This window comes from Arthrobacter sp. BE255, assembly GCF_031457335.1.
Classification (GTDB): domain Bacteria; phylum Actinomycetota; class Actinomycetes; order Actinomycetales; family Micrococcaceae; genus Arthrobacter.
The window spans coordinates 151,314-174,535 of the sequence record NZ_JAVDWK010000005.1; the positions used below are offsets into that span (position 1 = coordinate 151,314).

At 66.7% G+C, this 23,222-nt stretch carries 25 protein-coding genes; 5 read left to right on the forward strand and 20 right to left on the reverse strand.

Translation table 11 applies throughout. The features are described 5' to 3' along the window. Positions 1-26: 26 nt before the first annotated feature. Complete coding sequence (locus J2X42_RS11100; RefSeq protein WP_310165069.1) at positions 27-743, reverse strand: septum formation family protein; 717 nt, start codon at positions 741-743, stop codon at positions 27-29. A gap of 274 nt (positions 744-1,017) precedes the next feature. On the opposite strand from J2X42_RS11100, the gene J2X42_RS11105 reads away from it, so the two are divergent. Both J2X42_RS11105 and J2X42_RS11110 read left to right on the forward strand, forming a co-directional pair. Then, entirely contained in the window at positions 1,018-1,251 is a 234-nt protein-coding gene (locus tag J2X42_RS11105) for a DUF3073 domain-containing protein (RefSeq protein WP_310165386.1), read from the forward strand. Positions 1,252-1,543: 292 nt separating this feature from the next. Beyond that, positions 1,544-2,323 (forward strand): VOC family protein, encoded by a 780-nt coding sequence (locus tag J2X42_RS11110; RefSeq protein WP_310165071.1) that lies wholly within the window; start codon positions 1,544-1,546, stop codon positions 2,321-2,323. 55 nt (positions 2,324-2,378) lie between these two features. Here J2X42_RS11110 and purM read toward each other — a convergent pair whose 3' ends face one another. The 5 genes from purM to uraD all read right to left on the reverse strand — a co-directional run bounded on the left by purM (position 2,379) and on the right by uraD (position 6,488). Next, positions 2,379-3,539: a phosphoribosylformylglycinamidine cyclo-ligase gene (gene purM, locus J2X42_RS11115; protein ID WP_131134480.1), complete on the reverse strand. Its 1,161-nt coding sequence runs from the start codon at positions 3,537-3,539 to the stop codon at positions 2,379-2,381. Continuing rightward, positions 3,536-5,209 (reverse strand): amidophosphoribosyltransferase, encoded by a 1,674-nt coding sequence (gene purF, locus J2X42_RS11120; protein WP_131134479.1) that lies wholly within the window; start codon positions 5,207-5,209, stop codon positions 3,536-3,538. Before purF ends, purM begins: the two co-directional genes overlap by 4 nt. 94 nt (positions 5,210-5,303) lie before the next feature. Further along, positions 5,304-5,618 (reverse strand): hypothetical protein, encoded by a 315-nt coding sequence (locus tag J2X42_RS11125; RefSeq protein WP_310165075.1) that lies wholly within the window; start codon positions 5,616-5,618, stop codon positions 5,304-5,306. Positions 5,619-5,655: 37 nt separating this feature from the next. Then, a complete protein-coding gene (gene uraH, locus J2X42_RS11130; protein WP_310165077.1) occupies positions 5,656-5,994 on the reverse strand; it encodes a hydroxyisourate hydrolase in 339 nt (112 codons plus the stop codon). Then, on the reverse strand, positions 5,991-6,488 hold the full coding sequence (gene uraD, locus J2X42_RS11135) for a 2-oxo-4-hydroxy-4-carboxy-5-ureidoimidazoline decarboxylase (protein WP_310165387.1): 498 nt from the start codon (positions 6,486-6,488) through the stop codon (positions 5,991-5,993). The genes uraH and uraD overlap by 4 nt, the downstream gene beginning before the upstream one ends. Before the next feature lie 235 nt (positions 6,489-6,723). On the opposite strand from uraD, the gene J2X42_RS11140 reads away from it, so the two are divergent. Beyond that, positions 6,724-7,959 (forward strand): GAF domain-containing sensor histidine kinase, encoded by a 1,236-nt coding sequence (locus tag J2X42_RS11140; RefSeq protein ID WP_310165390.1) that lies wholly within the window; start codon positions 6,724-6,726, stop codon positions 7,957-7,959. Positions 7,960-7,978: 19 nt separating this feature from the next. Here the strand turns inward: J2X42_RS11140 and J2X42_RS11145 are convergent, their stop codons facing one another. Genes J2X42_RS11145 through J2X42_RS11160 form a run of 4 tightly spaced genes read right to left on the reverse strand, consistent with a single transcriptional unit; the run spans position 7,979 to position 11,798 of the window. Beyond that, entirely contained in the window at positions 7,979-8,404 is a 426-nt protein-coding gene (locus tag J2X42_RS11145; protein WP_310165079.1) for an ATP-binding protein, read from the reverse strand. Then, entirely contained in the window at positions 8,397-8,729 is a 333-nt protein-coding gene (locus J2X42_RS11150; protein ID WP_111909217.1) for an STAS domain-containing protein, read from the reverse strand. The genes J2X42_RS11145 and J2X42_RS11150 overlap by 8 nt, the downstream gene beginning before the upstream one ends. After that, on the reverse strand, positions 8,719-10,689 hold the full coding sequence (locus J2X42_RS11155) for a glycosyltransferase family 2 protein (RefSeq protein ID WP_310165082.1): 1,971 nt from the start codon (positions 10,687-10,689) through the stop codon (positions 8,719-8,721). Before J2X42_RS11155 ends, J2X42_RS11150 begins: the two co-directional genes overlap by 11 nt. After that, positions 10,686-11,798, reverse strand: a complete 1,113-nt coding sequence (locus J2X42_RS11160; RefSeq protein WP_310165084.1) for a SpoIIE family protein phosphatase — start codon at positions 11,796-11,798, stop codon at positions 10,686-10,688. Before J2X42_RS11160 ends, J2X42_RS11155 begins: the two co-directional genes overlap by 4 nt. A 252-nt stretch (positions 11,799-12,050) precedes the next feature. On the opposite strand from J2X42_RS11160, the gene J2X42_RS11165 reads away from it, so the two are divergent. Then, positions 12,051-12,377, forward strand: a complete 327-nt coding sequence (locus J2X42_RS11165) for a hypothetical protein (RefSeq protein ID WP_310165086.1) — start codon at positions 12,051-12,053, stop codon at positions 12,375-12,377. Positions 12,378-12,628: 251 nt separating this feature from the next. On the opposite strand, the gene J2X42_RS11170 is transcribed toward J2X42_RS11165, so the two are convergent. After that, positions 12,629-13,201, reverse strand: coding sequence for a GNAT family N-acetyltransferase (locus tag J2X42_RS11170; protein WP_310165088.1), 573 nt, complete (start codon positions 13,199-13,201; stop codon positions 12,629-12,631). A gap of 46 nt (positions 13,202-13,247) precedes the next feature. Further along, on the reverse strand, positions 13,248-13,697 hold the full coding sequence (locus J2X42_RS11175; RefSeq protein ID WP_310165090.1) for a MarR family transcriptional regulator: 450 nt from the start codon (positions 13,695-13,697) through the stop codon (positions 13,248-13,250). Positions 13,698-13,762: 65 nt separating this feature from the next. On the opposite strand from J2X42_RS11175, the gene J2X42_RS11180 reads away from it, so the two are divergent. After that, positions 13,763-14,131 carry a VOC family protein gene (locus J2X42_RS11180; protein ID WP_310165092.1) on the forward strand — a complete coding sequence of 123 codons (369 nt, stop codon included), beginning with the start codon at positions 13,763-13,765 and terminating at the stop codon, positions 14,129-14,131. A 165-nt stretch (positions 14,132-14,296) separates the two neighbouring features. On the opposite strand, the gene bcp (J2X42_RS11185) is transcribed toward J2X42_RS11180, so the two are convergent. From bcp (J2X42_RS11185) to J2X42_RS11220, 8 genes are all read right to left on the reverse strand, one after another. Next, positions 14,297-14,776 (reverse strand): thioredoxin-dependent thiol peroxidase, encoded by a 480-nt coding sequence (gene bcp / locus J2X42_RS11185; protein WP_310165093.1) that lies wholly within the window; start codon positions 14,774-14,776, stop codon positions 14,297-14,299. 116 nt (positions 14,777-14,892) lie between these two features. Beyond that, positions 14,893-16,338 (reverse strand): CotH kinase family protein, encoded by a 1,446-nt coding sequence (locus tag J2X42_RS11190; RefSeq protein WP_310165096.1) that lies wholly within the window; start codon positions 16,336-16,338, stop codon positions 14,893-14,895. 190 nt (positions 16,339-16,528) lie between these two features. Further along, positions 16,529-17,023: a thioredoxin-dependent thiol peroxidase gene (gene bcp, locus J2X42_RS11195; protein ID WP_310165098.1), complete on the reverse strand. Its 495-nt coding sequence runs from the start codon at positions 17,021-17,023 to the stop codon at positions 16,529-16,531. Positions 17,024-17,042: 19 nt separating this feature from the next. After that, complete coding sequence (locus tag J2X42_RS11200; RefSeq protein WP_310165100.1) at positions 17,043-17,816, reverse strand: winged helix-turn-helix domain-containing protein; 774 nt, start codon at positions 17,814-17,816, stop codon at positions 17,043-17,045. Between the two features lie 11 nt (positions 17,817-17,827). Further along, complete coding sequence (gene allB / locus J2X42_RS11205; RefSeq protein WP_310165102.1) at positions 17,828-19,171, reverse strand: allantoinase AllB; 1,344 nt, start codon at positions 19,169-19,171, stop codon at positions 17,828-17,830. Next, positions 19,164-20,360 (reverse strand): glycerate kinase, encoded by a 1,197-nt coding sequence (locus tag J2X42_RS11210; protein ID WP_310165103.1) that lies wholly within the window; start codon positions 20,358-20,360, stop codon positions 19,164-19,166. Before J2X42_RS11210 ends, allB begins: the two co-directional genes overlap by 8 nt. Before the next feature lies 1 nt (position 20,361). Next, a complete protein-coding gene (gcl, locus tag J2X42_RS11215) occupies positions 20,362-22,140 on the reverse strand; it encodes a glyoxylate carboligase (RefSeq protein ID WP_310165105.1) in 1,779 nt (592 codons plus the stop codon). Between the two features lie 178 nt (positions 22,141-22,318). Next, positions 22,319-23,197: a 2-hydroxy-3-oxopropionate reductase gene (locus J2X42_RS11220; RefSeq protein WP_310165106.1), complete on the reverse strand. Its 879-nt coding sequence runs from the start codon at positions 23,195-23,197 to the stop codon at positions 22,319-22,321. Positions 23,198-23,222 lie beyond the last annotated feature (25 nt).

The following is a 23,222-nucleotide window of genomic DNA, read 5'->3' on the forward strand; positions in this document are numbered from 1 at the left end:
TGGGATCAGCCGGAGCGGTGCTTCCGTCAGGGGAGGACGCTGGCAGTGATGACGTTCCCACCGGGTGCCGTGACGTAGCAGTCCACGCGCCGGTCACCGGATTCCCAGCTGGTGCTGCTGGGATAGGCCCGCTGAAAGTTCAGTGTGAAGTCGTTGGCCGGGGGCGCAAGCTTCGCCGCCTGGCATGCCTCCAGGGCCTTGGCTTTGAGGGCTTCGCCGCCAGGGTAGGAATCATTGGCGGGGTAGCGGTACGTGGCCACCAGCTGGGCCGAATGGCCGGCATCACAGGCTACGACGGTCGACTTCAGTGCTTCCGGATCAAAATCCTTGAAGCAGTCCCCAAGTTTGAAGTCCGCCGGCGGCACGCCTTCACGGGGCAGCGGCAGCGCGCTTGCCGGGGCGCTGGGCGAAATTTCGATGACCCCCGAACCGTCGGCGCCGGAATTTCCGTTGTTCTGTCCGTTGTCGCTGAGCCACATTGCCAGCCAGATGAGGGACCCCACCACGCCCACGAGCACCAGCACAAAAACGGTTTTCAGGACGGTCTGCCCTGCGCGCCCCGGCTTCCGGGGCGGTTGGGCCGGCGGCAGGCCCGGCAGCTCAACAGGGGGAACCGCCGCCGGAGGCACCAGGGGCAAGCCTGCAGTGGGCGGCGCGGCGGGTTTGGGCGGGCGTTCCGTTCGGCCGGCAGCGAAATCCTGCCCTCCGCCGGAATGCCCTGCGGCGGTGTCCTCGTGGTTCACGGGAGTGTGCCCTCCTGCGTTGCCGTGGCTGATATCCCCGGTTCGTGGCCGGTGTTCAGCAGTTGATGAAGCGACTCTACCGAACAAAAAACCCGGGAACCCTGTTGTTCGGTGCTGTTGGGCTGCCCGACATGCCATCCGGGGGTGGGTGCTGGCAAGCAGGTGCTGCCGAAAGCATGTAATCTAGGTGTACGACAAATTGACCAAACATTCCGGGGCCTCACCGATAGCCAAGGTGACCACCTCCGGTCCAAGTACAAAAGGGGGTCACGCCATGGGGCGCGGCCGTCAAAAGGCAAAAGCTACCAAGCAGGCTCGGGATATCAAGTACTACTCCCCGAACACTGACTACTCGGCACTTCAGCGTGAGCTGACGGGTCCGGGAAGTCGTGCCACGAGCCATTTCGCGAATGAACCGGTTGAACCGGATTATTCGGCTTATGTGGATAAGTACGCGGACGATTTGGAAGAAGACGACGACGACGTAGACAGCCGTCGGATCGGCTAGTTGTCGCAAGCCGGTGTTGCCGCAAGGCGCCCGGCCTCGTGACGCCGCAGTACGATCGGATGCCGCATCATGTCCGTCAGTACAGCGCTTCTTTTGCAGCACCCGGAATCCTGGCGGACCCCGGTGCTGACTTTAGTTATACGCATTGACCTCAGCCATTCTTTGCTGACCTCAGTTATTAAGCCCGTTGCCTGAACCGGATCTCCGGTGCAGGCAGCGGGCTTTTTGGTGTTGACTGGTGGTGTCGACCCAGGGAAACCCACCCGCCGCTGTCACCCGCGAAAGGACCTCCATGCCCGGAAACTCCAGTTCACCCACGTACCGGCACGGCGAGCCTTGCTGGGCGGATGTCCAGACCCGCGATGTCGCGGCGGCCAAGGACTTCTACGGCGCGGTTTTCGGCTGGCGGTTCGAGGACCTGCCCACGCCGGACGGCCGGAGCTACGCCAAGGCGTTCCTCGGCGGCGACCTCGTTGCGACCATCGCGCCGCAGAACCCGCACCAGGAATCCCTCGGCACGCATGCGCAGTGGAACATCTACCTGGCGGCCGACGACGCGCGGGCCATAGCCGAGGAAACAACGCACCTGGGCGGCGCGGTCCAGTTCGGCCCGGAGCAGGTGGCGGACACCGGCGTGATGGTCTTCCTTGACCCGCCGGGCGGCGGCACCACGGGCGTCTGGCAGCCCGGAACCCATACCGGCGCCGGACGTTACAACGAGGCCGGTGCGCTGTCGTGGGCGGAACTGCTCACGCCCGAGCCGCAGGCCGCCGTCGGATTCTTCCAGCAGCTTTTCGGCCACGAGGTCACCGAGTATCCACAGGACGACGGCGGCACGTACACCACGCTAATGGTGGGCGGTGCGGAGGTGGCAGGGATAGCCGCCACTGAGGATGAGCCTGGCTGGCATATCTACTTCGGCGCCACGGACGTTGCCGAGACTGTACGGAAGGCAGTGGCGGCCGGGGCGGAAGTGCTGATCGAGCCCGACGTTTCAGACCCCGATGCTCCCGGCTCCACGGCCACCCTCAAGGATCCGCAGGGCGGCGTGTTCAGCCTGCTGGAGATTTAAGCACGGATGCCCGCGCGGCCGCATGTAGCGGCTGCGCGGGCATCCTGAGACTTGCTTAGGCGTAGGCGTTGACCAGGCGGACGGCGCCACCGTCCACGCCCTTGGCGCCCTGGACGTAGTCCGGGCCGGACTTGAGGATGGAGTCCGAGTCGGCCGTGACGGTGCCCATGATCCAGGACGGCAGGCCGCGGTCGTTGAGGCGGGCCACGGCGGCGTCGGCGGCTTCGGCGGACACGATGGCCACCATGCCCACGCCGAGGTTCAGTGTGCGCTCGAGGTCGGCCAGCGGGACGTTGCCCAGTTCCGAGACCAGCTTGAAGATGGCAGGCAGTTCCCACGTGGCGCGGTCAACGGTGGCCACGAGGCCCTGCGGCAGCACGCGTGCCAGGTTGGCGGCCAGGCCGCCGCCGGTGACGTGGCTGAAGCCGTGCACGGCGTTGGCCGTGTTCACCGGGAAGGCGCGGGCCAGGTCCAGGCAGTCGGCGGCGTAGACGCGGGTGGGCTCCAGCAGTTCCTCGCCCAGGGTGCGGCCGAGTTCGGAGACCTGGCGGTCCAGTGCCCAGCCGGCGTGGTTGATGACGCGGCGGACCAGGGAGTAGCCGTTGGAGTGCAGGCCGGAGGAGGCCATGCCGATCACGACATCGCCCGCGCGGACGCGGTCCGGGCCCAGCAGTTCGGAGGCTTCGACGACGCCGGTGGCGGCGCCTGCGACGTCGTATTCGTGCTCGCCCAGCAGGCCGGGGTGCTCGGCGGTTTCGCCGCCCACCAGGGCGGTGCCGGCCACGGAGCAGGCAGCGGCGATGCCGCGGACGATGTCCGCGATGCGCTCGGGGACAACCTTGCCGCAGGCGATGTAGTCGGTCATGTAGAGCGGCTCGGCGCCTACCACCACGATGTCGTCCACCACCATGCCCACCAGGTCAAAGCCGATGGTGTCGTGGATGTCCATGGCCTGGGCGATGGCAACCTTGGTGCCCACGCCGTCGGTGGACGTGGCCAGCAGCGGGCGCTTGTAGGTCAGCAGCCTGGAGACGTCGTACAGCCCGGCGAACCCGCCGACGCCGCCGATCACGGAGGAGTTGTGGGTGGCCTTCACGGCACCCTTCATCAGCTCGACGGCGCGGTCGCCGGCTTCGACGTCAACACCGGCGGAGGCATAGGTGATGCCCGCAGGACTGTTCGAAGCGTTGCCGGCGGCGGGGGTTGCGGAAGTCATACGGACTCTTTCTTGTCAGCGCCGGTGGTGGCGGCGTGCACGTCTGGCACAAGGTCGGCTTCGGTCAGCAGGTTCTCGAACTCGGCATCGGGTCCCGGGTCGCAGCCCGTGGCGCCGGCTTTCTCGGCCGGGTCCTCGTCGGCGTCGATCGCCAGGGCGGCCGTGGAGCCGGGGAGGGCGGAGGGCGACGGCGTGAGGCCGCCGAGGTCCGTGCGCTCCAGCAGGTTCTTGCCCAGCTTGTCCGCGCCCGGAAGCTCGATCGGGTACTTGCCCGTGAAGCAGGCCGTGCAGAGGCGTTCGCGGGGCTGGCGGGTGGCGTTGATCATGCCGTCTTCGGAGATGTACGCGAGGGAGTCCGCGCCGATGGCCTGGGTGATTTCCTCGATGGTGGCGCCGTTGGCGATCAGCTCGGCCCGGGAGGCGAAGTCGATGCCGTAGAAACAGGGCCACTTGACCGGCGGGGAGGAGATCTTGATGTGGACGCTCGCGGCGCCCGCTTCCCGGAGCATCCGCACGATGGCGCGCTGGGTGTTGCCGCGCACGATCGAATCGTCGACGACCACCACGCGCTTGCCGCGGATCACGGATTCCAGCGCGTTGAGCTTGAGCCGGATGCCGAGCTGGCGGAGGGTCTGCGAGGGCTGGATGAAGGTGCGGCCCACGTAGGAGTTCTTGACGAAGCCGTGCGCGAAGGGGATGCCGGATTCCTCGGCGTAACCCACGGCGGCGGGGGTGCCCGATTCGGGGACCGGGATGACGATGTCGGCTTCCTGGGTGTTTTCGCGGGCCAGCTGGCGGCCCATTTCCACCCGGGATTCGTACACGGAGCGGCCGGCGATGGCGGCGTCCGGGCGGGCGAGGTAGACGTATTCGAAGACGCAGCCGGCCGGCGTCGCCTCGGCGAAGCGCTGGGAGCGGACGCCGTCTTCGTCGATGGCGATGAACTCGCCGGGCTCGATTTCACGGATGAAGCTTGCGCCAACTGTGGCCAGTGCGGACTGCTCGGAAGCGACCACCCAGCCGCGGTCCAGCCGGCCCAGGACCAGCGGACGGATGCCGTAGGTGTCGCGGGCGGCGTAGAGGGTGCCTTCGTCCATAAAGACGAAGCAGAAGCCGCCCTTGATCTTGGGCAGGAGCTCGATGGCGGTCTGTTCGAGGGTCTTGCCCTCTTCGCCTTCAAGGAGCGCCGTAACCAGCGCGGTGTCCGAAGTGTTGCCCTGCTTCATTTCGCCGCTGAGCTGGCCGCCGTTGCGCTCCAGGATCATGGCGTTGAGTTCGGCGGTGTTGGTGAGGTTGCCGTTGTGCGCCAGTGCCACGGTTCCGGTGCTGGTAGCGCCGAGGGTGGGTTGGGCGTTGGCCCAGTGGCTGGCTCCGGTGGTGGAGTAGCGGCAGTGTCCCACCGCCAGGTGCCCGGTCAGGGTGTTCAGCGTGGTCTCGTCGAAGACCTGGGAAACGAGGCCCATGTCCTTGTAGACGTTGATCCGCTTGCCGTCACTGGTGGCTATACCAGCCGACTCCTGACCGCGGTGCTGTAGTGCATACAGCCCGTAATAGGTGAGTTTTGCTACTTCTTCACCTGGTGCCCAGACCCCGAAGACGCCACAAGCGTCCTGAGGGCCTTTTTCGCCAGGGAGAAGATCATGAGAAAGTTTTCCATCGCCGCGTGCCACTGGTCGATTATCTCACGACATGGGGTAAGACTTTTCCGCCGCGGCGTTTGTGACTGGCTACGCGCCTGTGCGTGTGCTTGTGCCGGCGTTGCGCCTAAGGCTGGGTGCCGTCGTCCGGTTCCGAGTCCGGAACGGCTTCCACGATGGCGCGCTGCTGGCGCTTGACGCTCCGCCGGTCCAGCAGGAGGGCTGCTATGGCGCCCAGAATGGCCCCGCCGGCGCCGAACATGACCAGGAAAAACCCGAACACCGATCCACGGTCAAAGCTCTCGTCGCCGGGGAGCCCGTATGCCACGACGGCAGCCACCGCGACGCCCACGAGGCCACCGAGGATGAGGAAGGGCACATATTTGGGTGCCCGGCGGACGGTGACCTCGCGGCGTTCGGCGGGGGTTTCTTCAAAAGCCATGCCATCAAGCCTACTGCCGGCAGGGCAACGCGGGTGTTTAGCTGCCGCGGTAGGTGGAGTACGCGAACGGGCTCAGCAGCAGCGGCACGTGGTAATGCTCCGCTCCCGTGACCTCGAAGACCAGGTCCACCTCGGGAAAGAACGTGGCGGTGTCCAGTGCGGCGTAGTACTCGCCGATGGCGAAGTTGAGCCGGTAGCGCCCCGGCGCCAGCTGCTCCGGCCCGAGGTCCTTCGCCCGGCCGTCCGCGTCAGTAGCGGACGTGGCGAGCTGCTGCCAGGTGCCGCCGTCGTGCTGGAAAAGGACGACGGCGATCCCCGCCGCCGGGCGCCCGGCGCCGGTGTCCAGGACGTGGGTGGTGACATGGGAAACGCTCATTCGCTGATCACTCCTTCAAGCCGCAGCAGGGCGATTTCGCGCAACTGCTGGGCGACGATGGCGTCTTCTTCCGCCGGTGAGTTGCTGAGCCGGGTGTTGAGCGCAGCCAGGATTTCCGGGGCAGTCCGTCCGGCGGCGCGGATCAGGAAGACCCTGCCGAACTTCTCCTCGTAGGCCACGTTGCCTGCGGCCAGTGCTGTGGCGGTGCCGTTGTCAGACGGGTCCACGGCGGACTGTTCCGAGCGGGACATGGAGGCCTCGGCGGTGCTGGCCGTGGGCCGCTCGCCGATCCGGGGGTGGTGCGCCAGGGCTGCTTCAACCTCGGCGGCCGTGAACGGCGACGCCGTTGCTGCGGCAAAGTCCAGGAGGGCTGCCCGGGAGGCGAAAGGCCGGGCAGCGGTGATGGCCTCCACCCAGCGCCGGACGTCGATGCAGGGTTTCAGCGCTTCGGCGGCCGCAGCCGTGTCCGCGGTGTTGAATTCGGCAAGCTTCATGCTGGCTGGTTCCTCGTTGCAGGTGCTGGCATCCATGGTGACGGCTATGCGGAGGGCCGGGTTCGGCGGCTTCACATTCGAAGCTTCCGCATCATGGAACTGTTATTTCAGCATACGTAATAGTGAAGCCGATGGCGCTGGCAGGTGTCAAGAGAATACAGCAGCGTTGCGATAGCCCGATATCATCAGCCGAGTGCTGGAATTTGCTGCTGGGGACATTGGGGGACATGACTATATGAACGGCACCGTCACGCACCTGTCGGCAGTTGCGGAATCCGGGCGGACGGCAGGTCTGAGGGACTACGGATTGATGCCCGAGGATGCCGGAGCAGCCCCTCAGCTCCCTGATGCCGAAGCCGCCGGGGCGCTCGAGAACCTGGTCAGGCTTGCCGCCCGGCTGTGCGCCGTTCCCTACAGCGTGGTCAACATCATCAGCGAGGACCAGCAGCGCCAGATTGCGGCGTCGGGCGTGGACCCCGGGGTCTGCGCCCGTGAAGACTCGATGTGCGCCGCGGTCTTTCTCAGCCGAAAAACAACAGTTGTTGCCGATGCGTCCAAGGACCCCAGGTTCGCGAAGAACCCCTTTGTGACCGGCGAGATCGCCAGCGTCCGCTTCTATGCCTCCGTTCCGCTGGAGACCGCCTCGGGATTCGTTCTGGGCTCACTCTGCGTTTTCTCGGACGGTGCGGCCACCCTCGAAGCGGAGCAGATCGCGATGCTGGAAGTGCTGGCCCACCAGGTGGTGGAGCTGCTGGAGCTCCAGCACCGCACCCTCCAGCTCAGCAACGCCCTGGCCGAACTGCGCCGCAGCAACACCGTGCTGGGGGAGTTTGCCGGGCGCGTCAGCCACGACCTGCGGATCCCGCTGACCACCATCCTGGGGTACGTGGAACTTGCCGAGGACGACCCGGACATCCCGCCGGGCAACCCGGCAGCCGAATATCTGGCGCTGATCGGGGGAAGCGGGCGCCGCATGCTCGGGACCCTTGAGGACGTCCTGGACTATTCAAAAGTGGGTGGAACGCTGCGCCGGGAGCGGCTCTCGCTGCTGGCTGTCACGGCCGAGGCCGCACGCGATCTTGGCCTGGACCTGGGGGACGCCAGCGGCATTAACTGCGACGACGCCGGCCTGGTCGCGGACCGGGCGCAGCTGCGGGCCCTGCTGCAGAACCTCCTGGCCAACTCTCTGAACTATCGGAGCCCGGAGCGCGCCCTGCAGGTCAGCGTCAGCTCCGTGGCAGGGGACAGCGGAACCACGGTGACCGTCGCGGACAACGGCAGGGGGATCGACGCCGGGGACAGGCAGCGTGCGATGGAGCCGCTGGTCCGGCTGAACCGGGCCGGGGACGGACCCGGATCCGGGCTGGGCCTGGCCACCTGCCGGCGCATCGCGAAGGCCCACGGCGGCGAGCTGCAGATCAGCGAAACGCCCGGCGGCGGCACCACGGTTTCGGTGCTGATCGCCACCTAAGGTTCGAAGCGGAAGCTCTTCAGTCCTGGGACGTCCTGGTGAGGACCCACGTATTGGTGCCGTCCTGCCGTTCGAACGTAACCGTGGTGACCAGCGCCTGGATGAGGGCCAGCCCGCGCCCGGACTCGGAGTCGTCGTCGGGCGTTCCCGGTTCCATCGGGCCAAACGGCGGCTTCGCGTAAAAGGCGCTGACCCGGGCACGCAGCAGGGTGGGCTGGACGCTGATGTCCACGCCCAGTTCCACGGGCTTCTGGGCCTTGGCCGGCTGGGCGTGCTGGACGATGTTGGACGCTGATTCGATGACTGCCGTAGTGAACGTCATCTGGTCCACGGCCTGGACCAGGGGGGCATCCTCCCAGAGGCCGTCCAGCTCGTTGTGGACGGAATCGATGGCCTCAACGTCAGCCAACCCACGGAAGCTCCGCTGGGCCAGGACCTCAGTCATTGCTGAACGCCTCTTCGGCAGAGGCGTAAGAGGTGAGCACCCGGTCCATGCTGGTCAGCTCCAGAACCATCTTCACCTGCGGCTGCACGGCCGCAATCCGAAGGTCTCCGCCCGCCTGCCGGGCCGCCTTGAGACAGCCGATCAGGGCGCCGAGGCCCGAGGAATCCATAAAGGCCGTGTTCTCCAGGTTCACCACGATCCGGGAGGAACCGCCGGCGATCACGTCGGTGACGAATTCCCGGAGCTTGGGTGCGGACACCATGTTCAGCCGCCCGTCCGCCTTGACCTCCGCGTACGAATCCTTGACCTCGTAACTAAACTCCATCGGGTTTCCTCTCTCCAGCCTCTACGTCCACAGCGGGCTCGTAGCCCTTGTACAGCACGGCGCGAACCAGGATGCTCATGACCACCAGGTCAAAAATAACCCAGGCCACGTTCACCAGGGTGCCAAGCGGCTCGGCCAGTCCGGCGGCGAGCCGAATGATGCCCACGACGGCGGCAAGCGCCAGGAGGGCGGACACCACGATCTGCGGGCGGATCAGGCTCCAGCTGGGACCACCGGTCTGGCGCGCCTTCGGGGTGACGGCGAAGCCCAGTGGACGGCCGAACCAGACGTTCCGGGCCGCCGTCGAGCACGCCTTGATCCAGGTGGGGAACAGGGCCAGGCTGTACTGCTGGCCGCGCCAGGTGGGAATGCCCCGGCCGGCCACGGCGAACAGCAGCTGGTTGGCGATCATAAACGGGATGAACCGGATGAAGAAGTCCCAGCTCAGGCTCGTCACCGGCAGGATGCCCAGCAGCAGGTAGATGATGGGGGCCGCGAAGTAGATGACTGCTGCGTAGCCGCTGAGGTAGGTCCACATGGTGGCGAAGTACATCAGCCGCTGGCCGATTTTCAGGCCCTTCTGAACCAGCGGGTTTTCGCGGAGCAGCACTTGGATGGTCCCCTGCGCCCACCGGAGGCGCTGGGTAAGCATGGTTTTAATGTCCTCAGGCGCAAGCCCGTAGGCCAGGATTTCGTGGTGATAGACACTTTCCCAGCCCATGGCATGCATGCGCATGGCGGTGGCCATGTCCTCGGTGACGGAGATGGTGGCCAGCGGCATGACCGGCTGCGCTTCGTCGTTCCGTTCGACGTTCAGGGCATCCAGGACGGCCTGCACGGATTCCAGCGCGCCGAGCGGTGACCAGTCCCGGGCTGACATCCGCTGGACGGCGTCGTCGGCAACGACGGGGACGCCGGCGTCACCCACGTGCGCCAGTTCCATGGCGGCAATCTCCTCAAGGTCCGCCTGCAACGCCGAGACATCGGCGAGGACCAGGGTCTGGACGGCTGCGTCCACGCGGCGGCGGACCCGGTAGGTGATCTCGCTCAGCGGTTCACCCGCCTCCAGCTGTTCCTGGGCCTGCCGGGTGGCGGCCTCCACCTCATCCAGCACGTCGGCAACCAGGGGAGTGCCGACGTCGGCCGATTTCCGGGCTTTGCTGATGGCGGACCGTGAGGCGGCCAGGGCACGGCGGATGCTCTTTTCGGTTTCCTTGACGTAGCCCACCAGGCCAAGCTGCATCAGTGCCTCACGGCGCAGGATGGCGTTGGAGCCGCAGAAGAACGCGGAGTTCCAGCCGTCCTTGCCCTGCTGGATGGGCCCGTAAAACAGGGGTGCCTGGCTGCCGAGGGGATCGGATGGGGGCACGTTGGTGAAGTACTGCGGGGTCTGGACCAGGGCCACGCGGCGGTTGTTGAAGTAGCCCAGGGTCTTTTCCAGGATGTCCGGTTCAGGGATCTGGTCCGCGTCCAGGATAAGGAGGAATTCGCCGTGCGTGACCATCAGGGCGTTGTTCAGGTTGCCGGCTTTCGCGTGGCGCGGCACGTTGGCTGTCCAGTCCTCGCTGCGGGTCACGTAACCCAGGCCGTGCTCCTCGGCGAGGGCCTTGAGCCCGGGCCGGGCGCCGTCGTCGAGGATCCACGTGCTGTGCGGGTGCCGGATCCTCTGGGCGGCCAGCGCCGTGGTCATGACCATGTCCAGATCTTCGTTGTACGTGGTGATGAACACGTCAACGGTGGCATCGGCCGGCGGCACCGGGGCTGCCTTGCGGATCTTCAGTTTCCACACCGTCATGCCGAACAGCATCACGTCGATCAGGCTGTACGTCTCGGCCACCACCAGGGGCACGGCGATCCACCAGGCGTCCCAGTTCAGCGACGCCGCCCAGCGCCAGGCCACGTAGTTCAGGCCGAAAATGACAGTCAGGACCACCACCAGCCGGGTCCAGAAGCGGGTCATGCTGCGGCTCCCTCCAGCAGGCGTCGCACTACCACTACTGTGACATCATCCTCCGCGGTTTCCGCCGGCGCCAGCGACAGGATGGCATCGCTTGCTGATTGGGCGGACGGCTGGCCGTGGGCGGCCGAAAGAACTGCTGCAGTGAAGGCCTCGACGGAATCAAAGACGTCCAGCACGCCGTCACTGACAACCACCAGGGAGTCCCCCGGGGCCAGGTCCAGTGAGGACTGCGGCCAGGCACTTCCTGCCCACGCACCCACGGGCGGACCGCCGGACGGGAGACGGTGGACGCCTCCGCCTGCCGTGACGTGCAGCGCAAGCCCGTGGCCGGCGTCGACATAGCTGACCGTGCCTGACGCGGCATCCAGGCGTGCGTGGAACAGGGTGACGAACGAGTTGGAGGAATCCAGGTCGGTGGCGATGGCCTGGCTGGCCGAGGCGAACGCCCCGTCCAGGTCCTGCCGGTGGCCCATGGACCGCATCACGGCGCGGACCGTGGCCGCGATGAGCGCTGCACCCATGCCCTTGCCCATGGCATCGGCGAATGTCAGGTGCAGCCCGTCCGGGGTCCGGTACCAGTCGTAGAAGTCGCCGCCCACGCTGCGCGAGGGGCGGAAGACGCCGGCGAGGTCATAACCCTCCACCCTGACGTCCTCCTTGGGCAGGAGGCTTTGCTGGACTTCGGTGGCGCGCTCCAGCTCGCTGCGGGCGGCGGTGTCGACGGCGGGTGACTGGCGGCGGCGGAACAGGGCATTAATCCTGGACTGGAGCTCGCGGGGGCTGAACGGCTTGCTGATGTAGTCATCCGCGCCGTTGTCCAGGCCCGTGAGCTTGTCCAGTTCGTCGGCACGGGCGGTCAGCATCACGATGAACGCATCAGAAAACTCGCGCAGGAGCTTGCAGACCTCGAGGCCGTCCAGGTCCGGGAGGTTCAGGTCCAGGGTGACCAGGTCAGGTTTGACCCTGCGGACCAGTTCCACGCCCGGAAGACCGGAATCGGCTTCGGAGACCTCGAAGCCCTGCTTGACCAGGACCCGTACCAGCAGCCCACGGATGTCCGGGTCGTCCTCTATTACAACGGCGCGGCGAATATCGGGCGTGGAATGCATAGCTCTACTTCTACCGTATTAAGGCGCGCCAAGCATTGTCACATGGCTCACACCCGCAGTTAATCCGCGCTGGGTGCCGGCAGGGCAGACTTGCCCCGCCCGTCCGCGCCGATCTTGAGCAAATCTTGGCTTTGGCTTGGGCAGACGTTGATGAATGCCCGGGACACTCAAAACAGGCAGCAATTTCCCGGCCCGGCCGCCTCCCGGATCCGGCCCGGACGTTGGACGGCTTGCGGAAGGCGGGGAAGCCACATGGGACACAACAACATCGGGGACGAACCGGCTGAGCACCGGACACGGACGCGTGAGCTGTTCCGCGCGGGCATGGACAAGAGCCGGGCACTGCTCCGGCTGTACTTCCACTCCCTCAAGGTACGGGCCGCCGCGAAGGCCCTGGCGGAGGCTTTGGCAGACTCCAAGGAGTCCTCCAGCTGGCCCGGAGACCGCCTGCCGGTAGGCGCCGAGCTCTCCGAAAGGGTCGAAAAGCTCACGCACCGGCTGTATCTGGAGACCAAGGCACACGGCCGCCTGGCAGCACTTTTCAGGGCAGCCGGAAGCGGCGCACTGCGAGCCGCCTGACTGCGCCGGGGCAGCGCTCCGGGCTGCTCCGCGGCAGCCGTTCCATCCTGGCTCGTTCCGTGCCACACTTGAGGTCAATCGAGTGGCTGGGGCTAACCAGGTCAGGAGATTGCCGTGCATTGGTACACAGGTTGGGCCTATCTCATCGCGTTCCTTATGACCACGGACTCCCTCCTCCTTGCGCTGTGGCTCATGGACAAGGACTGGCCCAAACGCTGGTGGAAGAAGCGCTGATCAGCGCGGTCACCGGATCAACGCAGGTCCAGGCGCATCACGACGCGCGGGAATCCGTTGAGCACCGAGTCCGTATCGGCCACCTTGGTGAATCCAGCCTTCTCGAAGAGCTTGCGGGTGCCCACGTAGGCCATGGTCAGGTCCACTTTGCTGCCGCGGTTGTCCACCGGATACCCCTCGATGGCCGGTGCCCCGTAGCTGCGGGCGAGGACCACGGCGCCCTGGAGGAGATGGTGGGAGATTCCGCCGCCGCGGTGCCCGGGGCGAACCCGGATGCACCACACGGACCACACCTCCAGGTCATCCACCTGCGGAATCCGGCGGTTGCGGGCGAAGCTGGTGTCCGCGCGCGGGTGGACCGCTGCCCACCCCACCACATCGTCGCCGTCGTACGCGAGGACCCCTGGCGGGGGATCCTGCCCCACGAGTTCCTTGACCAGGTCGCCGCGCGCCGTGCCGCGAAGCTCAAGGTTCTGCTTTGACGGGATGCGGTAGCTCAGGCACCAGCACACGTTGGCGTCTGGCCGCTTTGGCCCCACCATTGTCCTGACGTCCTCGAACCGCGTTGCCGGCCGGACTTCGATGCCCATGCCGCCATCCTGTCACCGGCCCCGCGGAACCGGCAACGGCGTCCGGTCAGTCGGAACTGCCCAGGGAGGTGGCGCAGGCTTTGAGCAGGCGCCGCAGCTCATCCTTCTCGGCGGGTTCGAGAGCTGCCCCCATCCTGTCCTCGACAGCCCTCACGGCGGCGCTCGCCTTCTCCAGTTGCCCGCGGCCCGGGGGAGTCAGACGGGTTGGGAGCACCCGTCCGGTGGCGGGCTGGGCCGGACGGGTGACCAGCCCGTCGCGTTCCAGTGACTGCAGGAGGACGTTCATGGACTGGCGCGACACGAACGCCCCCCGGGCCAGCTCGGAGTTGGACAGTCCGGGCCGCTGGGCGAGCAGTTCCAGACAGGCGTAGTGCGTGATGGTCATGCCCAGCGGGCGCAGCACTGCTTCCATCTCGGACCGCAGGGCACTCGCTGCTTCCTTCAGGAGGTACCCCAGTGACGAATTGAGGTCTATCCCGGCGCCTTCTTGACTCATGTCAGTATTCTGACATACCTTGGCGATGTCAGAAAACTGACATCATTCAGAAGGAGTTCAGACAGATGCCTGTTACAGGTCCCGATTTCATTTCCCTCCAGGTGCGCGACCTTGAGCGCTCAGCCCAGTTCTACGAGCAGTACCTGGGTCTGGACCGGTCCCCCGCCGGCCCTCCGCACGCCGTGGTGTTTGACACCAGGCCCGTGGCCTTCGCCGTCCGTGACCTGCTCCCGGGGTTCAGTCCCACCTCCACGGCCCAGCCGGGAGCGGGGATGGCCCTGTGGCTGCATGCCACGGACACCCAGGCCATTCACGACTCCTTGGCGGCGGCTGGCATCGCCATCACGGGCGCGCCGTTTGACGGGCCGTTCGGCCGGACGTTTACTTTCGCGGATCCCGACGGCTACCAGATCACCCTCCATGACCGTCCCTAAGCCGCAACCTGAAACGCCAAATGCCCCCGCAGGTTTTGAACTGCGAGAGCGTTGGGCGAAAAGCGGCAGGAACTGCGAGAGCGTCCTGTGAAAACTTGCAGGAACTGCGAGAGCGTCCTGTGAAACTTGCAGGAACTGCGAGAGCGTCCGGGGTGAAGCGATGGACTAGACGCCCAGTGCTTCCTTGAGCGCTGCGACGTGGCCCTGGGCCTTGACCTGGTACTGGGCCAGGGTCACTTTGCCCTCGGCGTCCAGGACTACGGTGGAGCGGACGATGCCCTCGGTGATTTCGCCGTCCACCAGCTTTTCGCCCCACGCGCCGTAGGCGAGGGCAACGTTGTGGTCCTCGTCGGACAGCAGCGGGAAGGTCAGTGCGAAGTCGCCTGTGAAACCGGCCAGGGCTTCCGGGGCGTCGGGGGAGATGCCAATGACCTCGTAGCCCTTGCCCTGCAGGGATGACAGGTTGTCACGGAAGTCGCACGCTTCGGTGGTGCAGCCGGGGGTCGCGGCCTTGGGGTAGAAGTACACGATGACGTTCTTGCCGCGGTAATCGGCCAGTGCTGTCTCGCGGCCTTGGGCGTCCTTGAGGGTGAAGTCAGGGGCCTGGGTTCCGGGCTGAAGCTTGGTGGTCAGGGTGTGGCTCATGGCATTCCTTTGGCAGACTCTGTCAGTTACAGGCAAACATCAAGTGAAGCGGCTTTCCCGCACTAGGAACAACTCCGGCGTCACATGCTGTATTCCGGCGACCGCCGGTGCAGCGCCTAAACCTGGTCCTTGAGAGCTTCGGTGCGTTCCTGGATAAACGTGCGCAGGGTCTCGGTCTGCCGGGCCAGTTCCTCCGGGGTCAGGCCGTCGCTGGAAGGCACGACGGCGGAGATCCGGTCCAGGAGGCTGGCGGCGGTTCCGCTGCCATACAGCTGGTTGTAGAGCTCCGCGTAGGCGTCGTCGTACAGGGACGCGAACGCGTCCGAGGCCAGGAACCGCTCCTTGAGTTCGTTACCGCCACGGCCGCCACCCCCGGCCGCGCCGCCAGCTGCCCCGCCGGCCGGAGCTCCCGCCGGCGGGGCCCCGGCGTCGTCATCATCGCCTTGCGGACGCTGCAATCCGCCGCCGCCTCCTCCCATGGAAACCTGCTCATCCGGTGATGCTGTGGCGTTGCCTGTCATGGCCAGGTTCAGGTCCCAGGAAATGACGGAAATCTTTTTGGTTTCCAGGTCGTACCAGAGGTAGTAGTTCTGCCCCGGACCGGCCATGTCGTCGCCGTTGACCAGCAGGTTCATGGTGGCGGCGTACCGGGCGAACGATTCCACATCCACCCAGTTGGCGAGCTCGGCGTCGAACTCCTCATCGCTGGCTTCGGAGAGCCACTTGAGGAAATCGACGATCGGCTGAACGTCCTCGGTGTCGTTCGCATTGAGTTGCTTGAACTGCTCTTCATAGGTTGCCAGGTCGTCGCCCTGGTAGGTGAAGCTGGATTCGGCGTCGGACTTGTACAGGACCCCGGCGGTATCGAAAAGCGAGTCGGCGTAGGCCTCGTCCGGGTTTTCCACCAGCAGCCGGGTTTGGGTGGCGCTGCCATTCACGGAGTAGGCGGTGTAGGCGTAGCGCTGTGTCGCCTGTCCGCTCGCCTCCGTGAGGGCCAGGGCCAGGGCCTCGTTCAGGACCGGCGAACCGGGGCGCAGCGACAGCTGGGTCAGTCCCTGGTATGTCTGGCCGTCCACGTACTTGTCGAAGTCGATCAGCAGCGGCAGCGACTCCGGAACATCGGAGGAAATGCCGGACGAAACCGCGGCACCGCCACCCTTAGCCCCGTTGTCATTGGAGCCGTTGCCGCTGAGGCTGCGCAGCGTGGAGTTTCCTTTAAGCCGCACGCCGATGTCGGAAACCAGTGTGCCGTCGATGGTGATATCCGCCTGGATCCACTCCTTGGACCCGTCCGCCTCATAGGCGGCGATCATGCCGGCATAGGCAGCCTCGTCCCATTCGATGCTGACCTCATGGGAGGCGCCGTCGGCGAAGAGGGTGGTCGCCGCCGTCGTGGTCCCGGTGCCTGACGCTTCCACGCCGGAATCCGATGACGTGGCCGTCCCTGTGGCGGATGTTGCCGTGGCGGCAGCATGGGAAGCTGCTCCGGCTCCGCAGCTCGTCAGGGCGAGGGCCGCCGCCAGGGCAGAGGAGGAGAGGATGGCACCGGGGGAACGTCGCATGGGTCCTGCTTCAGGCTCGGGAATGGTTTCATTCCACAGTCCCGGGCGCAGCTGTGCCCTTCCTGTGCCGGTCCCATGCGGCCGGTGTGCAAAATGCCCTTCCGCAGGCGGAAGGGCATTTGCTGGAGGTGCGGACTGCGAGAGCGTTGAGGGTCTTCTTGCAGGTACTGCGAGAGCGTCTGGGGTGGGGCTAGAGTCCCAGCTCCTGCCGGACGGCGGCGACGTGGCCCTGCGCATCCACCTGGTACCGGGCCAGCACGACCGCCCCGTCAGCGTCAATGACCACGGTGGAGCGCAGGACGCCTTCAACAATTTCGCCGTTGATGACCTTTTCGCCCCAGGCGCCGTACGCCATTGCCACGGCGTTGTCCTGGTCGGAGAGCAGCGGGAAGTTCAGCCCGAAGTCCCCGGTGAACTCGGCCAGGGCTGCGGGGGCGTCCGGGGAGATGCCGATGACGTCATAGCCGGAGCCCTGCAGCGAGGCGAGGCTGTCGCGGAAGTCGCAGGCTTCGGTGGTGCAGCCTGGCGTGGCCGCTTTGGGATAGAAGTACACGATCACGTTCCTGCCCCGGTGCGACGAGAGGGAAAAATCCTGTCCGGAGGCGTCCGACAGGGTGAAGTCCGGCGCGGTGGCGCCGGGCTGCAGCCTGCCGGGAAGAGCGGTGATCTGGTTGGTTGCGGTCATGGTGCTCCTTGTATTGGTCTCAGATGGAGTATTCGGCAGGGCCGCGGACGGTGGCGCAGGCGCCGGGGACGAACTGGTAGCCGCCGCCCCGGACAGTGGCCACGGCGTGGCGGGCATTGCCCAGCTTCCGCCGCACGCGCCCCACATAAACGTCGATGGCCCTGGTGGAAGCCCCAGGACTTTCAAAAGAATCGAGGAAATGCTGCAGCTCCTCGCGGCCGATGGCCCGCGAGCAGTTCTCCACGAGGTACCGGAGGACCTTATATTCCACGCCGGTGAGGTTCACCTGCCGGCCGTCCAGCAGCACCTGGTCAGCAGCGAGGTCAACGGCCACGTGGCTGACCGGTCCCGCCACCGGCGGAAGACCAGCGGGCGGTAGGCCGGCTGGCCGCTGGACGGGGGAGGCGCCGTCGTCGTCCGTGTGCGGGGAGTCCTCCGTGGCGGACGACGACGGCGCGGGAGTGCCGCCGCCGGGTCCGGCCGGTGCCCCCTCCCCAGGGGGCGTTCCGGCCGGAGAAGTCCCGACGGCGGACGTGGCAGCCCCGGCGGCAGGCCAATGGACTTCCGCCTCCGGAGCAAACTTCAGCGCCCGTTCCAGCAGCAGGCGCGCTGCGCGGACAAGGACGTCAGGGTCGATCTCGCTGCCCGGTTCCGGGGTGACCCAGACGGCCAGTCCCCTTGCGGCCAGCGCGGACGGGCCGCGATCTTCCGACGGGCCGCGTTCTTCCGACCGACTCGCAGAAAGGGGCGGCCGCGCACATATGCCCCGCGGGGAATGTACCTGCACAGCCATGGCTGCGTGCCTCAGACCCCGCCGCGGCGGATGAGCTTGCCGGAGGGGGTCTGGCCGTCCACCACGCTGCCTCGCAGGAAGGTCTTCCGGACCACGCCGGAGAGCGCCTTGCCGTCGTAGGGGGTGATCGGGTTCTTGTGCTTGAGCTTGGAGACGTCCACCACGAAGGCCTCGTCCTGGGCGAAGACGGCAAAGTCGGCGTCGTACCCGAGGGCGAGCTGGCCCTTGGTGGTCAGGCGCGCCAAGGCGGCGGGCTTCTCGGCCATCCAGGACACCACCTGTTCCAGCGGGATGCCGCGGTGCCGGGCTTCGGTCCAGATCAGCGACAGGCCCAGCTGCAGGGAGGAGACGCCGCCCCAGGCCACGGCGAAGTCGCCGTTTTCGAGGTCCTTGAGGTCCAGGGTGGAGGGGGAGTGGTCCGAGACGATGCAGTCGATGGTGCCGTCCTGCAGGCCCTTCCACAGGAGCTCGCGGTTGGAGGCCTCGCGGATGGGCGGGCAGCACTTGTACGCGGTGGCGCCGTTGGGGATCTCTTCGGCCATCAGCGTCAGGTAGTGCGGGCAGGTTTCGACGGTGAGGTGGACGCCGTCGCGCTTGGCCGTGGCAATCATGGGCAGCGCGTCGGAGGAGGACAGGTGCAGGATGTGCGCGCGGGCGCCGGTCCAGCGGGCACGCTCGATGACCTCGGCGATGGCCTTGTTTTCGGCGCCGCGCGGGCGTGAGGCGAGGAATGTGGAGTACTGGTCACCGCCCGGGTGCGGTGCGTGGTCGATCGCGTGGGAGTCCTCGGCGTGCACGATCATGAGCGAGTCGAAGGACTTGAGCTCGGCCATGTCCTCCTCCATTTCGTCCGCTTCCAGGTGCGGGAACTCGTCCACGCCGGAGTGCAGCAGGAAGCACTTGAAGCCGAACACGCCCTCGTCGTGCAGCGGGCGGAGATCCGCCTTGTTGCCGGGGATGGCGCCGCCCCAGAATCCGACGTCCACAAAGGCCTGGTCCTCGGCGACTTCGCGCTTGAGCTTGAGGCCGTCCACGTTGGTGGTGGGCGGGATGGAGTTCAGCGGCATGTCGATGATGGTGGTGACGCCGCCGGCGGCGGCTGCGCGGGTGGCGGAGGCGAACCCCTCCCACTCGGTGCGGCCGGGCTCGTTGACGTGGACGTGGGTGTCCACCAGGCCGGGGAGGAGGGTCTCGTCGTCGGCGAGTTCGATCACTTCGGTGCCGGCAAGCCCGTTGCCGAGCGGTTCGATGGCAACGATCTTGCCGCCTCGCACGCCCACTTCGCGGGGTGCGATGCCGGCGGTGGTGAGGATGCGCCGGCCCCGGATCACCAGGTCAAAGCGTTCTTCAGACATTCAGGGGCTCCTTTGTGCCGGTGGCATCCGCCGCGGCCGGGTTGGCCAGCTCGTGGAGGATGTTCTTTCCCAATTGTTCAAGCAGGGACCCTGCTTCAGCTATACATATATCTACCTTGGGTTCCAGGGCGGTCAGTGGGTAGACCTGCCGGAAACCCGAATCCTGCTGCTGCTCCGGGCTCAGCGTGGTGCGCCCGCAGACGGCCACCACCGGGATCCCGGCCGCAGCGGCTGCCCGGGCCACGCCCATGGGCGTTTTGCCCAGCAGGCTTTGCTCGTCCAGGCTGCCTTCGCCGGTGATCACCAGGTCTGCGCCGGCCAGCCGGTGGGCCAGCTGGGTGAATTCAAGCACGACGTCGATCCCTGGCCGGCGTGTGGCGGCCAGGACCGCGATGGCGGCATAGCCCACCCCGCCGGCTGCCCCGGCCCCCGGTGCTTCGGCCGCGCGCTCGGCACGGAATCCGATTTCCCTGGCCAGGACTTCGACAAACCTGGCCAGGGCGGTGTCGAGCAGTTCGACATCCTGGGGTGTGGCGCCCTTTTGCGGGCCGAAAACCGCCGGGGCGCCCTGGGGGCCCAGCAGGGGGTTGTCGACGTCGGACGCCAGCACAAAACGTGTTTCCACGAGGCGGGGTTCAAAGTCTGTGAAGTCGATGCGGTGCAGGTTGGCCAGTGCGGCGCCACCTGCGGGAAGTTCGTTGCCTGTGGCGTCCAGGAACCTGGCCCCGAGTCCTTGCAGGAGCCCGGCGCCGCCGTCGGTGTTGGCGCTGCCGCCCACGCCCAGGATGATGCGCCGGCAGCCGGCGTCCAGTGCCGCGCGGATCAGCTGGCCGGTGCCCAGGCTGGTGGCCGTGGCGGCACTGGCTGAATCCGGCTGCCCGCCGCCCTGTACCTGCGGGAGGAGGGCCAGGCCCGAGGCCGCCGCCATTTCGATGACGGCCTCGTGGCCGCGGACGGCAAAGTCCGCCTTGACCGGCTGCCCGCTGGGGCCGCTGACTGTGGCGCTCCGGCGGGTGAAGCCGGAGCCGACGGCGGCATCCAGGGTGCCTTCGCCGCCGTCGGCCACGGGGATCCGGAGGATGTCCAGGTTCCCGCCGGCGGCCGCCTGCAGGCCCTTTTCCAGGTGCCTGCAGACGTCCGGGGCGGACAGCGATCCCTTGAACTTGTCCGGCGCGATCACGATCCGCATGTTAGGCCTGCAGGGCCAGGATGGCGGTGGGGGCGTCGGCGGCGGTCTCGGCCAGTTCCTCAAACTCGTTGATGGCGTTGATTTCCACACCCATGGAGATGTTGGTGATCTTTTCCAGGATCACTTCAACCACTACCGGCACCTGGAATTCGCCCATGAGGGCCTTGGCCTTGTCGAACGCGGCGGCGAGGTCGTTGGGGTCCTCCACACGGATGGCCTTGCAGCCCAGGCCCTCGGCCACCTTGAGGTGGTCCACGCCGTAGCCGTTGGTTTCAGGGGAGTTGATGTTGTCGAACGCCAGGGACACGTTCTGCTCCATGTTGAACCCGCGCTGCGACTGCCGGATCAGGCCCAGGTAGGAGTTGTTCACCACCACGTGGATGTACGGCAGGTTGAACTGCGCACCCACGGCCAGTTCCTCGATCATGAACTGGAAGTCGTAGTCGCCCGACAGGGCAACAACGGTCTCATCCGGCTTGCCGCGAACGACGCCGAGGGCGGCCGGTGCGGTCCAGCCCAGCGGACCCGCCTGGCCGGCGTTGATCCACTTGCGCGGGCCGAAAACGTGCAACATCTGCGCGCCGGCGATCTGGGACAGCCCGATGGTGGACACGTAGATGGTGTCGCGGCCGAAGGACTTGTTCATCTCCTCGTACACGCGCTGCGGCTTGATCGGGATGTTCTCGAAGTGCGTCTTGCGGTGCAGGCTGGCCTTGCGCTCGGCGCATTCGGCGACCCAGGCTGAGTAGTCCGGCAGGGACTTCGCTGCCCGGCGCTCGCGTGCCAGCTCGATCAGCCCGGCCAGCGCCGCACCGGCGTCGGACGCGATGCCCAGGTCAGGCGAGAATACGCGGCCGATCTGCGTGGGCTCGATGTCGATGTGCACGAACGTGCGGCCGGCCGTGTAGGTGTCCAGGCCGCCGGTATGGCGGTTGGCCCAGCGGTTGCCGATGCCGATCACGAAGTCGCTGCGCAGGTAGTTCTCGTTGCCGTACCGGTGCGAGGTCTGCAGGCCAACCATGCCGGCCATCAGCGGGTGGTCATCCGCGATGGAACCCCAGCCCATCAGCGTGGGGATGACGGGAACGTTCAGGATCTCGGCCAGCTCCACCAGCTGCCCGGAGGCGCCGGCGTTGATGATGCCGCCGCCCGCCACGATCAGCGGGCGTTCGCCTGCGGTCAGCATGTCCAGCGCCTTCTCCAGCTGCTTGCGGCTGGCCTTGGGCTTCTCGATCGGCAGCGGCTCGTAGGTGTCGATGTCGAATTCAATCTCGGCCATCTGCACGTCGATGGGCAGGTCCAGCAGGACCGGGCCGGGACGGCCGGAGCGCATCAACTGGAAGGCTTTCTGGAAGGCGCCCGGAACCTGGCCGGGTTCCAGGACGGTCATGGCCATCTTGGTGACGGGCTTGGCGATGGACTCGATGTCCACGGCCTGGAAGTCTTCCTTGTGCAGCTTGGCAACCGGGGCCTGGCCGGTGATGCAGAGCATCGGGATGGAATCGGCCCAGGCAGCGTAGAGCCCGGTGATCATGTCGGTGCCGGCGGGGCCGGAGGTGCCGATGCAGATGCCGATGTTGCCGTCCTTGGCCCGGGAGTACCCGTCGGCCATGTGGCTGGCGCCTTCGACGTGGCGGGCCAGGGTGTGGCGGATGCCGCCGTGGGCCCGCATGGCGGAGTAGAAGGGGTTGATTGCCGCGCCTGGCAGGCCGAACGCCTCGATGGCGCCTTCCTTTTCCAGGATGGCAACCGCTGCATCAACGGTACGCATCTTGCTCATGGTGTGCTCCTTGGGGAAACTTTGGGGGCCCAGTTGGGCTGATTTTGGGTGTGCTGAAGTAGCCCTGCGAGCCGTCGCGGGGCGCTTTGGGGGAGCCGGCGTCGAAAATTACGACGGCGGCCGGCGAGTCCGTGTCAATGTGCCCCGTTTCGGGGCGGTCGGCTTCGCCGCGTGAGGATTACTCGCGGCCGCTGAGCTTAAGGACCTGCTTGAAGAGTCCCGAGTGGTCCAGGCCGCCGTCGCCCTGGTTGACGGTGGCGGCGACGAGCTGTGCGACGACGGCGCCGAGGGGGACGGCGACGTTGGCTTCGCGGGCTGCTGAGGTGACGATGCCGAGGTCCTTGTGGTGGAGGGCGAGGCGGAAGCCGGGGTCGAAGTTGCGGTCCAGCATCTTCTGGCCCTTCTGGTCCAGGACCTTCGAGCCGGCGAGGCCGCCGCCGAGGACCTTCAGGGCGGCGTCGGTGTCCACGCCGTAGGCCTCGAGGAAAGCGATCGCCTCGCCGAGGACCTGGATGTTGACCGCGACGATCAGCTGGTTGGCTGCCTTGACGGTCTGTCCGGAGCCGGAGGGGCCGACGTGGACGATGGTCTTGCCGACGGCGGTGAGGACGTCCTGGGCTGCTTCGAAGTCTGCTTTTTCGCCGCCGACCATGATGGACAGGACGGCGTCGATGGCGCCCTGTTCGCCGCCGGAGACCGGGGCGTCGAGCGGGCGGATGCCCGCTGCGGCGGCTTCCTCGGAGAGGCGCTTGGCGACGTCCGGGCGGATGCTGGAGGCGTCAATCCACAAGGTGCCCTTCCTGGCGTTGGCGAACACACCGTCCGGGCCGCTGACGACACCCTCAACATCGGGGGAGTCCGGGACCATGGTGATGACGACGTCGGCGTCCTTCACGGCGTCCGCGATGCTGGTGGCACCCTTGCCGCCTTCGGAGACGAGCTTGTCGATCTTGTCCTGGCTGCGGTTGAAGCCGGTGACCGTGTGGCCGGCCTTGACGAGGTTGATGGCCATGGGCAGGCCCATGATTCCGAGTCCGATGACTGCGACGTTGCTCATGATGGTTCCTTTACTGAAGTCTGTG